Here is a 14,197-nt window from a genome sequence, read left to right on the forward strand (position 1 = left end):
AAACCAGGAGCGGGGCATGAGCGAACGCATCGCCTTTCGCATGACCCTCAATCCTGGCCAGGCCGCCGAATACGAACGCCGGCACGACGAAATCTGGCCCGAGCTGGCCCGGGCGCTCAAGGATGCGGGCGTCTCGGATTATTCCATTTGGCTCGACCCGGAAACCCATCACCTCTTCGCCACGCTCGTCCGCACCGCTGATCACACGATGGACGCGCTGCCGGACACCGAAATCGTCAAGCGCTGGTGGGTGATGATGGCGGACATCATGGAGACCAACCCGGACAATTCGCCTGTCCAGGTTGATCTTAAGCGCGTCTTCCAGCTCGATTAAGCCGGGCGCTGCAGCCACGCCACCGTTGCGGTGATCGCAAGCAGGATCAGCGCGGGCAACGCGCTGCCTCCGATCAGGAAGAGGTGGGCCAGCACTGCGCACGCCATGATGGACGCCAATAGAAGCGCCCCCCGAAACGCTTGGCGAGGGATCAGGATCAGAACCGCGCCGGTGATTTCGAGCAGCCCCGTGAGGTAGCGGAACCACTGGCCGATCCCGATCTGCTCGAAAAGATCGACCATCGCGGGGGCGTTGACCAGCTTGGCGCCGCCGGCGGCGAGAAAGACGATTGCGGTGCCCCCCTGCAGGACCCAGACCGTCCAGCGCAGCCAGACGGGTCTCATTGCGATTTTTGTTGAACTGGACAAGGCAACCTCCTGTTTTGACTCTAGTTCACAGCCTTCGCGCTCAGCGCAGCCGTCTCTTCCGCGAGCGGGTAGCGCACCGCCAGCGTATCGGTCTCGAGCCCATGCGCGTCCATGAACCGCTCCACCTCGGGCTCCATCTCTGGCCGGACAATGGCGCAAAACCGCTGCACCAACCCGGCCAGCGCGCAGACGGTGATGAGGTGCACGAGCTCCACCGGCCCGTAATGCGCGACCGCCGGCGCCACGAACCGCCGAGGCGTCGTGAGCGGGATTTGCGCTGAAACCCACGCAAGCCGCAGCGCCGCGGTTTCCGCCGGTGTGAAGAGATCGTCCGGAACGGCGTATCCCCTCGCGGCGTCGAACGCGTGACGCGCGCGCTCGACCGCTTTGGGGGTGTCTCCACCAGCCCGCGCCGCGAGATAAGCCTCGACGGCGGCAAGATAGTCGTGCCCCCGCACGATCGCGGACACCCGCGCCATCAGATGTTTGAGCTCGGAGGGTATGGGCGAATGCCCCCGTGGCTGCATCAATTCGCAATAGAGATAGGCATGCCGCGCCCGCAAATGCCCCGGCCACAGCGACACCCAGTCCGGCATCAGCCCAAGCTCGCCGATAAGATACGGCTCAACCCCGCCGGCATTGATGACCACAGCCTCATACTTCGCGATCATCTCCTCCATCGTCGGCCCGCCCTGGGGCAGATCGTGGTCGAGGTTGGTCGATGCGCGGTCGCTGCTGACGCCGTGCCGCCCGGCTTCGATGCCACGGGCTTGCTCGGCCTTGGCGGCCCATTCGGGTTCCACCTTCACGCCGGTCATGTCGTTGAACGTATTGAGAAACCCGAAGGCCGAAGCGATCATCGCCGTGCCCTTGATGCTCTCGTGCGGCTCGCGCCTGGGCCCGCGCGCCGTGTCCGCCAGCGCAGTGATGCGCGCAAAGGCGTCCGGCGCCACCGAATGTGTCGTGGCGTCCGCCGCGAGATCGGACAGGGCAACCTCATAAGGCCCGATAGGCGCATCGGGCGGTGCCTTGCCCGCCCGTGCCATCTCGACGAGGTCGGCGATCCCCAGCGATGCATCGCCCCCGGCGGCCGTCATATGCACCTTGCAGTAATTGCATCCATGCGCGTTCGAGGTCGCGAACCCCGTCGCCATCATCACAGGCGGGCCGAGAATTTCGCGTCCCGCGCCGATGGCGCCGGCGTTGTGGCAATAAACGAAGAGCTTGTAGCCCTCCGGCCAGTGGCGCATGAAATAAAAACAGTTCGGCCAGAACCCGAAAAAATCCTTGTAGAGCCGCAGGATCGGCCAGGCCTCCGGGTCCTCGTCATGCGTGCCGTCGCTCTCGGGGATGACCTCGCGCAGAAGAAGGTCCTCCGCCCCCTCGGCGAGGTCTTCATCGCTCGGTCCATCGATCGGCAAGCCGCCGTCTTCGGCCTCGTAAAGCGCCTCGAGCCGTCCCGCATCCGAAAGGGCGGTCAGATCGTCCGAGCCGTTGATATGGCGCTCGCCGATAAAAATCTGCGGTACCGTCCCGACCCCGGAAAAATAGATGCTCGCATCCGCATTCCGCGCGTTCGCGGTGATATCGAGCGTCTGGTAGGGCAGGTGATGCGCCTCGAGCGCAGCCTTGGCGCGGGCGCAGTAAGGGCAGTTGGGCTTGGTAAAAACGAGGATGCTCATGGCTCACTCCTGTGTCGTACCCCCCAACGCTACGCGTGGTTTTCGTTCCGAAAAGCGCCCAAACTGAAACTGGACGTTCCGAAAGTGGAACGATAGGCTGAAGCGATGACACAGCACGAATTCGACCCTCGAGACTTCGATATCGAGGATGTCTGCACTTTCGGCCTGATCGCCGCCGCTGGCGGGCTTTCCGCCGCCGCGCGGCGTTTCGGACGGTCCAAGGCCTCGCTTTCACGCGCGCTGACCCGGCTTGAAACCGCCGCCGGATCGCCGCTCTTTGACCGCATGGCCCGGGGATTGCGGCTGACCCCGCTCGGCGAAACGCTGCGCCCCGCCGCCGAAGCCGCGATCGAGGCCTCGCGTCAGGCCGACGAGGTGCTCCGACGCGGCCAGAGCGAACCGAGCGGACCGCTGCGCATCGCGGCGAGCGCGCTGCTCGGTGAACACATCCTCGCCCCGGTTCTCGCCGGGATCACCCGGCGCTACCCGAAGGTGCGCACGGAGCTTCATATCTCCGGTCTCGGCCCTGATCCCCTGGCGGAAAATCTCGACGTCGTCCTGCGGCTCGGACGCCCCGACGAACCCCATCTCGTCGCCAAGCGCGTCCTCGCGAGCCCGTTGGCGCTTTTCGTGCCCGCGGCCGCCGCTATCGATCCCCACGACACGGATGCGATCGCCGCGCGGGGCCGTCTCGTCGTCGCCGTCGCGGGCGTATCGCCGAATTGGGAGCTGACCGACGGCCGGGATACGCTCGTCCTCGACAGTCCGCCGCGACTGGTCGTCGAGGATCCGGCGGTTGCTGTCAGCGTCCTCAAGGCCGGCGAGGGGATCGCCTTCCTGCCCCGGTTATACGGGGAGCACCTTGTCAGCGCGCAAACGCTTGCGCGCGTCCTGCCCGATTGGACGGGTCCCCTCGTCGAGGTCTATGCCGTCATGCCGCCTCGCCGCGCCACCGTGCCCGCCGTGAGGGTCTTTCTCGACACTCTGGATGGCCATATCCGGCGTCTGATGGCGTCAATCGGCCGGTAGGTTCAGCGTTCGTCATATGTGAAATACGAATAGAATGCCGGTTTGCCATACCCGTTGAGGTCAGCTGCGCACATCCCCACGAAGGCGCCCGTAAAACAGCCCCCGCCCACCGATACGCTCGCCTCGTCCGAGAGCACGCTTGCATCCAGAGCCGGCCCGACGGGCGTGAACTCCGTATCGCCCTCCAGCGCGTATGAGAACTGCAGCGTACCGTGATCGACCGAAACGGCAAGACGGACCTTGCCCGTTTGCGGCAGCGGTACTGGCGGCGCGGGATAGGCCAGCGTGCCCCCGCGCGTATTGGCCTCCGCTGTCATGAGCAGCAATTCCCGCTTTCCGTCCGAATGTGCCGTGACCGCAAGATAATAGAGCGCATGCCGGCTGTAATACGCTGTAAGGCCGGCCATTTCGCGTTCGTCGACCGGCGCGAAATCGACTTCCGTTTCCGCCCGGTAGGAAAACGCCGTCTGCCGCCGCGCGATCAGCGCCTGTTCGTACCAGTCGCCAATGGATTCTCGCCCGTAAAGGCAAAGCGTTCCGGGCCGCTCGGTCAGCGAGAACAGCCTTTCGGACGCGGGCGTCCGCAGCCACTGGAAGTCCGGGTCAAGCGCGGGACCATCGAACCGGAACTGCCGGATCCCGGCACTGGCAACCGGCGTGCCCGGCACATCGACCTCGAGCGAGGGCAGGGGGCCGTCCTTGACCCACAGCCAGTCGTCGTCACGCCATTCGGCCTCCTGAATGCCCGTCTCGCGCCCCAGAACACACCGCCGCTTCTGCGTGATCGGACGCCCCATCAGGTGCACGAGATAGGTCCGCCCGTCCGGCGTATCGACGATATCCCCGTGGCCCGCCCGCTGGATCGGATGCCGGGGATTGTCCTTGGCCGTCAGGATATGGCGCTGCGGATGCACCTCGTAAGGCCCCTCGAGCTGGCGCGACCGGGCCAGCGTGCAGGCGTGGTCAAATCCAGTTCCGCCCTCGGCGGTCAGGAGATAGTACCACCCGTTCCGCTTATAAAGATGCGGGCCTTCGGTCAAGGCGAGGTCGGTGCCGTAAAAGATGACCTTGCGCGGGCCGGTCAGCGTCCGGCGCTCGGGATCGTACTCCTGCAGCGCGATCCCCGCGAAAAGGTTCGGCCGCGCCCGGTGGTCCCAGAGCATCTGAACGAGCCATTTGCGTCCATCATCGTCGTGAAAGAGCGAAGGATCGAAACCCGAGGAATTGAGCCGCAACGGCTCGGACCAGGGCCCCTCGATCGCGGGAGCTGTCGTCAGGTAGTTATGGCCGTCCTTGAACGAGCCGTGATGCCGTTTCATGTCGGTATAGACCAGCCAGAACTTTCCATCGGCAAGGCTCAGGCAGGGCGCCCAGACGCCGCCGCTGTCGGGTGCGCCGCGCATGTCGAGCAGGCTGGCCCGGTCCAGCGGCCGCGCGGCCAGTGTCCAGTTCGCGAGGTCCTTCGAATGATGGATTTGCACCCCCGGATACCATTCGAAGGTCGAGGTCGCGATATAATAGTCTTCGCCTGCACGGCAGATCGAGGGGTCGGGATTGAACCCGGGGAGGATGGGATTGCGCACCAGTGCCATGTCGATTGTCCTTAGCTTTTCCGCATGATGTCGAAAATGATCGGATATGAAAGGTTCCTGATTGAAAATGATGGTTTGCCAGCTAATGTGCGGCCAACGAATGGGGAGGTAGGCACGGCTCATGACGGACAACATCAAGACCGGCAACATTGCGGTCATCGACATCGGCAAGACCAATGCCAAGCTGGTCGCGCTCGACGCGGCCTCCGGCGCGGAAATCGAAACGCTTCGCCGGGGCAATGCGCCTGTCACGTCCGGTCCGTATCCTCATTGTGACGTAGATGGCCTGTGGCATTTCATCCTCGACGGCCTCAAAACGCTTCACGCCCGTCACGGCATCGACGCCATCGCCATCACCACCCACGGCGCGACAGCCGCGCTTCTGAGCGGCGACACGCTCGCCATGCCCGTCCTGGACTACGAGCACGCCGGGCCCGAGGAGACGGCGGCCGAATACGGTACCGTCCGCCCCGATTTCTCCGAGACGCTCTCGCCGCGTCTGCCCGTCGGACTCAATCTCGGCGCCCAGCTTTTCTGGCAGGCAAGGACCTTTCCCGAAGCCTTCGCCGGGGTCACGGCCATTGTTCCCTATCCGCAGTACTGGGCGTTCAGGCTCACAGGCCGGATCGTTTCCGAACGCACCTCTCTGGGGTGTCACACCGACCTGTGGAACCCGGTCGAGGCGCGCTATTCCAGTCTTGTCGAACGCATGGACTGGCAGGAACGTCTTCCCGAGCCCGTGGCAACCACCGATCATTTGTCTCCCCTGTGCCGCGATATCGCCGCCGCTACCGGACTGTCCGAGGCCACACCCGTGTCCTGCGGCATCCATGACTCCAATGCCTCGCTTGTCCCCTATCTGGGCCATCGCGAGGGCGCGCTGACCGTGATTTCCTCGGGCACCTGGACCATCGCCATGACCCTGGGAGGCACGACAGGCAACCTCGATCCGGCCCGGGACAGTCTGGCCAATGTCGACGCGCTCGGGCGCCCCGTGCCGACCGCGCGCTTCATGGGCGGCCGGGAGTACGGGCTCATCGCTGGCGGGAACGCGCCCGAACCGTCGGTTGCTGATGCCGTCGCCGTCATTGACGCGGGCATCATGGCGCTGCCCTCCTGGGTCGAAGGCACCGGCCCATTCCCAGGGGAAAAGGGCCGCTGGCATGGTGACATTGATGCACTCGCTCCCGCCGGGCGCGCCGCCGCGGCAAGTCTTTATCTTGCCCTGATGACCACCGAAACGCTCACGCTTGCGGGGCAGGGCGACGATATCGTCGTCGAAGGTCCGCTGGCGCAGAATGGTCTTTACTGTTCGGCCCTCGCCACGTTGACCGGTGTCCCGGTGCGCCCCTCGCGGGATGCCACGGGAACCGCGAAGGGTGCGGCCATGCTCCTGACGGGACTGGGAAGCGGCGCGCCGCTTCCCGATGCCGTCGCGCCGTTTACGGGCGCCGATATCGCAGGCTTTGCGAAATCCTGGCGCGCCCGCGCCCGGCAGGAGCCGTAAAGCCGGCTATTTCGAAGGGAGGTCGATCCCGTTCTCGGCCAGCATCGAACGCACATGCGTGGTCTCCCCGCTGGCCATCGAGGCATTGGCCGCGATACCCGTAAGGATCGACCACGCTCCGTCGACATGACTTGAGCTGCGCCCGTAAAGGTCCGGGTCCATCCCGTCTGGATCGAACAGATATCCGAGCATGACCGGGTCGGCCCCGCCGTGATCGCCCGTACCTTCCCAGACGTCAATCTTCTCGGGCTCCTTGCCGGCGACGTGCAGTGTGGTGGTGATGGCGTCGGCGACGGGTCTAGCGCGTTCCCCGCCGAACACGCCGTGAACCTCGACATGCTTGTGAATGAGCTCGCCCTTGGTCCCGTGAAACCGGATCTCCAGTCCTTCCCATGGGGAGTATGCGCAAAGCGTATAGTTCAGCATGGCGCCGTTCTCGTAACCCACCTGCACCTGCATGGTGTCCTCGATGGTGATGTCATCGGCAAAGACGCATTTGTCCCGCTCATATCCGTCCAGGGCCTCGGCATCGAGATAGAGCGCCTTCAGCGCCTCATCGTTCTCCAGGTCCATCCGGAAATCGCACTTGTGGGCAACCGGACAGTCGTGGCACCGCTCACCATGACCCGAAAGCCCCAGCGCCTCGGCCATTTGCGGCGTGTAGAATGCCAGCCGCCCGTTCGCCGAAACGCTTTTGGGTGACGACCCCAGCCACCAGTTCACCAGATCGAAGTGGTGCGTCGACTTGTGCACCAGCAGTCCGCCCGACTTGTCCTTGTACCGGTGCCAGCGACGGAAATAGTCCGCACCGTGCACCCGGTCCAGATGCCATGAGAAATCGACCGCCACGACCTCGCCTATGGCCCCCGAGTCCAGCAGGTCCTTGATCTGTGTCCGGGCAGGGGTGTAGCGGTAGTTGAAGGTAACCGTGACCGACTTGCCGGTCTCTTTCTGCGCATCGATGATCGCCTTGAGTCGCTCAAGGTCTGTCGTCATCGGCTTTTCGGTCATGACGTTGCAGCCGGCCTTCATCGCAGCCACGATATATTCGTGATGCAGGTAGTCGGGCACCGTCACCACCACGGTATCGGGCTTTTGCTCCGCGAGCATCTGGTCGAAATCGTCGGCCTTGTAGGTGGCGACCCCGTTGCCGGATTGCTGCGGCACCTTGCTCGCAGACAGCGCCAGTCTTGCATCGTTGGTGTCGCACAGCCCGACAAGCTCGCTCTGTGCACCGTAGGTTTCAGTGATGGCGCCGCGGAACATCTGATGCCGCGCTCCGGTGCCGACAATTGCGTATTTCACGTTGGTCCTCTCAGAAGCATCTTCAGGCAATGTGAGGTCGCCCCCCTTTTTCTCTTTAAGGGGAGGCGGGCCTTGGAGACCCGGGGGTTCAGGCGTCGAAAATGGGCAGACGGCGATTGTCTGCGTCGAAGTAATGGGCGTGTTCGGGGATCAGCGACAGGGGCAGCTTGTCGCCGATCTTGTGTTCGGCCTTGCCCGCATCCTTGACCATGACGATCCGGCCTGAAGGCAGGCGGGTATGGACATACATTTCACTGCCCAGATATTCGACGAGCGTGACTTCGCTCTGGGTCGTTATGGGGCCGCTGGAACCGATTTCGAACTGTTCCGGCCTCACGCCGACCGTGATCTTTCCGTCCGGTGCCCCGCCGCCGAGCGCAATGTCGCCGAAATCGGGCACGCTTACGGTACCACCGCGCACCACTGCTTCGATCATGTTCATCTTTGGCGAGCCGATGAAGGTCGCCACGAACGTGTTCTGCGGCCGCGTATAGAGTTCGTGCGGCGTTCCGACCTGCTCGATATAGCCCTTGGACAGCACCACGATACGCGTCGCCATGGTCATGGCTTCGACCTGGTCGTGCGTGACGTAGATCATCGTGGTGCCCAGGCGGTTATAGAGCCCGGCAAGTTCCACGCGCATCTGGACGCGCAGCTCCGCATCCAGGTTCGAAAGCGGTTCGTCGAACAGGAAGAGCTCGGGCTCGCGCACAATGGCACGGCCGATTGCGACGCGCTGTTTCTGCCCGCCCGAAAGCTGCCGCGGCTTGCGGTCCATCAATTCATTGATTTGAAGAACGCGCGCCGCCTCCGATACCCGCCGCTCGATCTCGTCCTTGGGCATTTTGAGGTTGCTCAGGCCGAACGCAAGGTTCTTGCGCACGCTCATATGCGGGTAGAGGGCGTAGGACTGGAACACCATCGACAGATTGCGCCGCGCCGCGGGCAGATCGTTCACGATCCGGTCCCCGATCGCGATCGTCCCGTCGGAAATCTCCTCAAGGCCCGCAATCATCCGCAAAAGCGTCGATTTTCCGCACCCCGAGGGGCCGACCAGCACCAGGAATTCTCCGGAGTGAACCTCGAGGTCGATCCCGTGGATGACTTCGAGTTTGCCGTAGTCCTTGACGACTTTGTTTAGCGTAACTCCCGCCATTTTCGTGAGGCGCCCTTTCGCTGCTGTTTATTTGAGACCGCTCATCGCGATGCCGCGGATGATGAACTTCTGGAAGATGATGAAGAAGATGATGATCGGCACGATCGACAGGATCGACATGGCGAACATCTGCCCGTACTCCGAGATACTGTCCTGCGAGAGGAACATGCGCAGCGCCAGGGGGACGGTGTAGTCGTTGATGTCGTTGAGATAGACCAGCGGCCCGAGGAAATCTTCCCACACCCAGATGAACGAGAAGATCGCCGCGGTTGCGACCGCGGGCAGCGACAAAGGCATGATGATCGCCCAGTAGATCTTGAACGCGGAACACCCGTCGATCATCGCCGCTTCGTCGAGTTCGCGCGGCAACTGCCGGAAGAACTGGATCATCAGGAAGACGAAGAATGCGTCGGTCGCGAGGAATTTCGGCACGATCAACGGCAGATAGGTATCCACCCACCCCGCCTTGAGGAAGATGAGGTACTGCGGGATCAAAACGACATGATAGGGGATCATCAGCGTCATCATCATGAGCGCGAACGCGATGTTCCGTCCCTTGAATTCGAGCCGTGCGAACGCATAGGCGGCGAACGAACACGAAATCACGTTGCCGATCACCGAGAGCACTGTGACAAAAAGCGAGTTGCCGAAGAACCGCGTGAAGCTGACCGGCAGGCCTTCCCAGCCTTCGGGGTATGTCTCCCACATGACTTCGGACGGCCAAAGCGACAGCGATCCGAAAATCTCGTCGCTGGGCTTGAGCGAACTCGAGAGCATCCACAAGAGCGGATAGATCATGATGAAGGTGCACGCGATGAGGAAGGCGTGCTTGATCAGCCCGGCGCGCTTTTCGCTCCTGCGCTTTTTTTCCCGCAGAGCGCGGGCGATTGCCGCGTGATCGTCAAGAGATTGCGTAGCGACGTCGACCATTCTCAGCCCCGCTCGTTTTCATAATGGACCCAGTACCGGGACGAATAGAATGCAATCGCCGTGAAAATGGCGATGATGATCAAGAGCACCCAGGCCAGGGCCGAGGCGTAGCCCATCCGGAAGAACGAGAAGGCCTCGTTGTACAGATAGACCGTGAAGAACAGCAGTGAGTCGAGCGGCGCGCCTGTGCCTCCAGAGATGACGAAAGCGCCCGTGAAGGTTTTGAAGGCCTCGATCATCTGCAGCACGAGGTTGAAAAAGATCACCGGCGCCAGCAGCGGCAGCGTGATGGCAAAGAACTGGCGGGGCTTGGATGCCGCATCGATCTCGGCGGCTTCGTAAAGGTCCTGCGGTATGGCCCGCAACCCCGCGAGAAAGATCAGCATCGGCGAGCCGAACTGCCAGACCGCCAGAACGACGAGCGTATAGAGCGAATAGCGCGGATCCGAGAGCCAATAGGGACCTTCGATCCCGAAAAGGCCCAATGCGGCGTTGACGACGCCGTCCTGGTTGAACAATTGCCGCCACAGGATGGCGACCGCGATCGACCCCCCGAGGATGGAGGGGAGATAAAAGAGCGCCCTGTAGATCCCGATCGCCCGAATGCCCTTGTCGAGCACCATGGCAACCCCGAGCGCAAAGATGAGCTTGGCCGGCACCGACAGAAACACGAACGCGAACGTCACCTGCAGCGATTTATAGAACCGGGTATCGAATGAGAACATGTACTCGTAGTTCTCGAGCCCGACCCATTCCGGTGCATTGATGATGTCGTACTGGGTGAACGAGAGATAGAGCGAAGCCAGGATCGGCCCCAGTGCGAGCCCGAGAAACCCGATGGCCCATGGCGTCAGGAAGACGTACCCGGCGCCGTACTTTTGCAGATAGTCTCTCATCGGGTTCACCCTGATTGGTCAATATACGTCGATATCTGCCCCGTGGCCGTGCCGTCCTCACGGACGCTCAGGGCCACGGGGCGCAAGATGTGCCTAGGCCCGGGCGAGAATTGCCTCGGCCTGCCTCAGGAAGTCGCGGGCGACGTCCGAAATGCTGCCCTGATCGAGCAGAACGGCGACCGCCATGCGCTCGAATGTCTGTTCGACTTCGTTCGCACCGGTCGGGAAGGGCGGCGGCAACACGGCGACCTTGTCCTGGATCGTATCGAAGAATTCGACGGACGTCGCCGCCGCGCCTTCGAGCGTGGGCCGCAACGCTTCGCGCACTTCCGAATTCGACGGAATGCCGCGCTCGAGCCCGAGCACCTTCGTCATGTCCAGATCGTTGACGAACGCGTTCATATACGTCGTCGCCGCCTCGGGATTGGCGCTATCGCGCGTAAGGCAGATGAACTGGCTCGGCTGGATGTACGACCCCGGGACCATCGCCGGCGTATTGGGGAACATTGCCGCGCCAAGCGTATCCTGCATGAGGTTCTGCGCGCCCACGAGCTGGTTCGACCAGGCATAGGTCGTCGCGGTGCGCCCGGTCACAATGCCCCATTGGCTGACTTCGGCACCCACCTGGCCTGCCGATTCCGGACCCGGCGGCGTCGCACCGGCGTCCCGGATCATCTTCCAGGTTTCCCAGTACTCTTCGACGATCTCCTGCGTCGGACCGTATGAGCCATCGTCGTTGTAGAGCTTGCCCCCCTTCTGCACCACGAAGTCCGAGAAGTTCTGGTAGTCCGCGGTGTTGTCGTCGGTGCCGAACGTGCCCGTCGCATCCGTGACGGCCGCGCCGATCCGCGCCACGTCCTCATAAGTCCAGCCGTACGGATCGAAGTCCTCACCGGGGCGGAAGCCGGCTTCTTCATAAAGCCGCGTGTTGTACATCGCCATGTGGGAATTGGCGCCGATCGACAGGGCGTAAAGCTGGCCGTTGACGGTGCCGGCATCGAGCGCGCTCTGGTCCATCTTGGACAGGTCGATGGTGTTGCCCACCCATTCATCGAGAGGCACGACCGCACCCCGGTCGACATATTCGAACAGGACGCCATAGCCCTGCTGGATGACGTCGGCCATGTTGCCGCCCGCGATCTGGGTCGTCAGCCGCGTGAAATAGTCCGAAAATCCAAGCGTTTCGCCCTCAACGAAAATGTTGGGGTGCTTGCTGTTGAAAATATCGATGACGGCGAACGTCCGCTCGTCGCGGTCCGGATTGCCCCACCAGAAATGGCGGATACGCGCATCCTGGGCGAATGTCGGCAGGCTGAAGCTCGATGCCGCCACACCTGCGCCCGCGGTCATCGCTGCGGTTTTGAGAAATCGTCTACGGTTGAATTGAGTCACTGTGTACCCTCCCGGTTATGGGCGCGAACAAATGTGAGGTACGTACGTCATATGCATCCGCGCATGAGCTTGTCTGACAACAAGCTTGCCCGGCAGTAGCACATCGAATTTGAGATGTAAACTTGTTGGACAACTGGTTTCATTAAAAATGCAAAAATGGCTCCAGGCGCCATGGGCATCCGCACAAAATCGGGGATTTTAGCGTGGAGCTGGAGCGCGCCGAACCACCGCGCGGGACACAGATTGCGTGCGCGAACTTGTTGGACAAGTGAATACCCCTCCGGCCCTCGGCCGGGTCGGAGGCAGACCTTGCGATAGCCGCGCTCAGGAGCGCGGGAAGACCAGTCCCGGGTCTCGTACGCTCACCCAGCGGTTATCCACCAGGTCCAGCTGCTGGTTGCCTCTTACCTCGAAGGGCAGCGCGCCATCAGGCAATTCGATCGACCCGGAAATATCATGCACGCTCATCCCGATCAGCGACACGATGGTGCCGGTCCTGTCCGTAACGACCCGCACACCCTTTGGAGCGTCGAACAGCTTGTCCCCGTCGCGGAAGGCCGTCATGCTGTCCGGGCCGTTGACCAGCTCGAAGCGCCGCCCGTCGACCGTCCGGCCATAGGCGGTTTCGTGCGCCGCGTCACGGTGATCGATCTGATAGGGGATAAGCCCGGTGAACCACAATGTGCCGTCGGGCCGGGGCTGGACACCGCTCAGGCGCTCGACAAAGTCGAGAAGACACAGGATTGCCGGCGAATAGACTTCGGTGAAGCCGGCTTTGCCGGTGAAAGGGTTCAGCGTTTGCGCAAACCGCTCCATCCGGAACAGTGCCGAAAGAATGGGATAGAGCACCCATGTCAGTTCCACATGCCGATTGTGCGCCTCGAACGCATGCGGCGCGCGGATGAGGCTCAGGAAATTCGTCGGCCCGCTCCAGCTGTTGTAGTCGAACGCAGGATCGAAGCGCGGATCGTCAAGCGCGATCGAGGTGAAGGGGAATTTCGCAAAGAACTTGCGCGTGTTGAGCAGATACCGCGAGAGCGCCGCCTCGAAAAAGGCGTCGTCGCCGACTTCGCACGCGAGCACCCGCAAGAGGACATCGGACTGTACCTTGACGAGGTGCCCGTTCCTGTCCCGGTCGTAGAAGAACCCGTCCGCCTCATCGAAGCATTGTGCGAAAAGCGCATCGAGGCTTGCCTGTGACTTGGCCCGCCATTCCGCACCGTCCTCTCCCAACGCCTCTGCGATCTTGGCGAGATAGAGCCGCTGGCAGGCCACATTCGCAGTCAGGTCCGGAGCGATGAACGGAAGGATCGGGTTGTCCGGGTTGTACCGCTCGGGATCGTTGCCGAACGGCGAATCCGGCACGTGCCAGAAGCGCGCTGAAAGATCGTGCCCGGTGTCGAAAGTACAAAATGCCTCGACGGCGCCGGTCCCCCGCGTATCGCGATGGCGCGCCAGCCAATCGTCATAGCGCGCCATGGCCGCAAAAAGCGTGCGCAGGTCGTCGGTGTCCAGGCCGTTGATCTGATGGTGCGTCCAGACGCTCCGCGCCAGCGGCGTAACGAGCTGGATCTGTGAAAACACAGGCCCGTCGGCGGTGAGCTTGTAGGGAAATAGGCCGTCATCGCGCTGATACCGGGCGAACGACCCGAATGTCTGCGTGGCCACCGAGGGCAGAAAACGGCTGAGCAATTCGGCATTGATCGTGCCTGTACTCTCGAGCCAGCAGCCATAATAGATGCCGCCTTCATTGAGGATCGGCTCGGCGTCCGCGGTCGGCTTGATGCAGGCGAACAGCTCCTTTACGGCCCGGTAATATTGCGCCTCGAACTCGGGCGAGGAGGCGGCGAAACGGACGTCGCCATTGTGCCACTCGTCGGCCAGAGCGCCGCTGTGCGCGATACCCGCGCGCGTACCGGCATCGTTGCGGCGCAGCGATTCCAGCAATTGAACATTGACCGGCAAGGCACTTCCTCCCAAAGCACGACCGAAATTGCGCGATTTTC

At 62.6% G+C, this 14,197-nt stretch carries 12 protein-coding genes; 3 read left to right on the plus strand and 9 right to left on the minus strand.

Annotated features, from left to right (window positions below; all coding sequences use genetic code 11):
• Positions 1-16: 16 nt before the first annotated feature.
• Positions 17-334 (plus strand): L-rhamnose mutarotase, encoded by a 318-nt coding sequence (gene rhaM, locus LSG43_RS07500; RefSeq protein WP_231802592.1) that lies wholly within the window; start codon positions 17-19, stop codon positions 332-334.
• On the opposite strand, the gene LSG43_RS07505 is transcribed toward rhaM, so the two are convergent.
• The gene (locus LSG43_RS07505) at positions 331-702 is read right to left on the minus strand and encodes a DoxX family protein (protein WP_369412453.1); all 372 of its coding nucleotides are present in this window, start codon (positions 700-702) and stop codon (positions 331-333) included. The genes rhaM and LSG43_RS07505 overlap by 4 nt on opposite strands.
• A 20-nt stretch (positions 703-722) precedes the next feature.
• Positions 723-2,384, minus strand: coding sequence for a glutaredoxin domain-containing protein (locus tag LSG43_RS07510; protein ID WP_231802594.1), 1,662 nt, complete (start codon positions 2,382-2,384; stop codon positions 723-725).
• 105 nt (positions 2,385-2,489) lie between these two features.
• Here LSG43_RS07510 and LSG43_RS07515 point away from each other — a divergent pair, with 105 nt between their 5' ends.
• On the plus strand, positions 2,490-3,413 hold the full coding sequence (locus LSG43_RS07515) for a LysR family transcriptional regulator (RefSeq protein ID WP_231802596.1): 924 nt from the start codon (positions 2,490-2,492) through the stop codon (positions 3,411-3,413).
• Between the two features lie 2 nt (positions 3,414-3,415).
• On the opposite strand, the gene LSG43_RS07520 is transcribed toward LSG43_RS07515, so the two are convergent.
• The gene (locus LSG43_RS07520; RefSeq protein WP_304622646.1) at positions 3,416-4,999 is read right to left on the minus strand and encodes a glycoside hydrolase family 43 protein; all 1,584 of its coding nucleotides are present in this window, start codon (positions 4,997-4,999) and stop codon (positions 3,416-3,418) included.
• 127 nt (positions 5,000-5,126) lie between these two features.
• Between LSG43_RS07520 and LSG43_RS07525 the strand changes: the two genes are divergently transcribed.
• A complete protein-coding gene (locus LSG43_RS07525) occupies positions 5,127-6,512 on the plus strand; it encodes an FGGY-family carbohydrate kinase (protein ID WP_231802600.1) in 1,386 nt (461 codons plus the stop codon).
• A gap of 6 nt (positions 6,513-6,518) precedes the next feature.
• Here LSG43_RS07525 and LSG43_RS07530 read toward each other — a convergent pair whose 3' ends face one another.
• The 6 genes from LSG43_RS07530 to LSG43_RS07555 form a co-directional block, all read right to left on the minus strand.
• Positions 6,519-7,817: a Gfo/Idh/MocA family protein gene (locus tag LSG43_RS07530; RefSeq protein WP_231802602.1), complete on the minus strand. Its 1,299-nt coding sequence runs from the start codon at positions 7,815-7,817 to the stop codon at positions 6,519-6,521.
• Between the two features lie 88 nt (positions 7,818-7,905).
• Positions 7,906-8,973, minus strand: a complete 1,068-nt coding sequence (locus tag LSG43_RS07535; RefSeq protein ID WP_231802604.1) for an ABC transporter ATP-binding protein — start codon at positions 8,971-8,973, stop codon at positions 7,906-7,908.
• A gap of 27 nt (positions 8,974-9,000) precedes the next feature.
• Positions 9,001-9,771 carry a carbohydrate ABC transporter permease gene (locus LSG43_RS07540; RefSeq protein WP_231802841.1) on the minus strand — a complete coding sequence of 257 codons (771 nt, stop codon included), beginning with the start codon at positions 9,769-9,771 and terminating at the stop codon, positions 9,001-9,003.
• 134 nt (positions 9,772-9,905) lie between these two features.
• Positions 9,906-10,799, minus strand: a complete 894-nt coding sequence (locus LSG43_RS07545; protein WP_231802606.1) for a carbohydrate ABC transporter permease — start codon at positions 10,797-10,799, stop codon at positions 9,906-9,908.
• 93 nt (positions 10,800-10,892) lie between these two features.
• On the minus strand, positions 10,893-12,191 hold the full coding sequence (locus LSG43_RS07550; RefSeq protein ID WP_231802608.1) for an ABC transporter substrate-binding protein: 1,299 nt from the start codon (positions 12,189-12,191) through the stop codon (positions 10,893-10,895).
• A gap of 324 nt (positions 12,192-12,515) precedes the next feature.
• Positions 12,516-14,156, minus strand: coding sequence for an MGH1-like glycoside hydrolase domain-containing protein (locus LSG43_RS07555; RefSeq protein WP_231802610.1), 1,641 nt, complete (start codon positions 14,154-14,156; stop codon positions 12,516-12,518).
• Positions 14,157-14,197 lie beyond the last annotated feature (41 nt).

The organism is Pelagibacterium xiamenense (assembly GCF_021166475.1).
Classification (GTDB): Bacteria; Pseudomonadota; Alphaproteobacteria; order Rhizobiales; family Devosiaceae; genus Pelagibacterium; species Pelagibacterium xiamenense.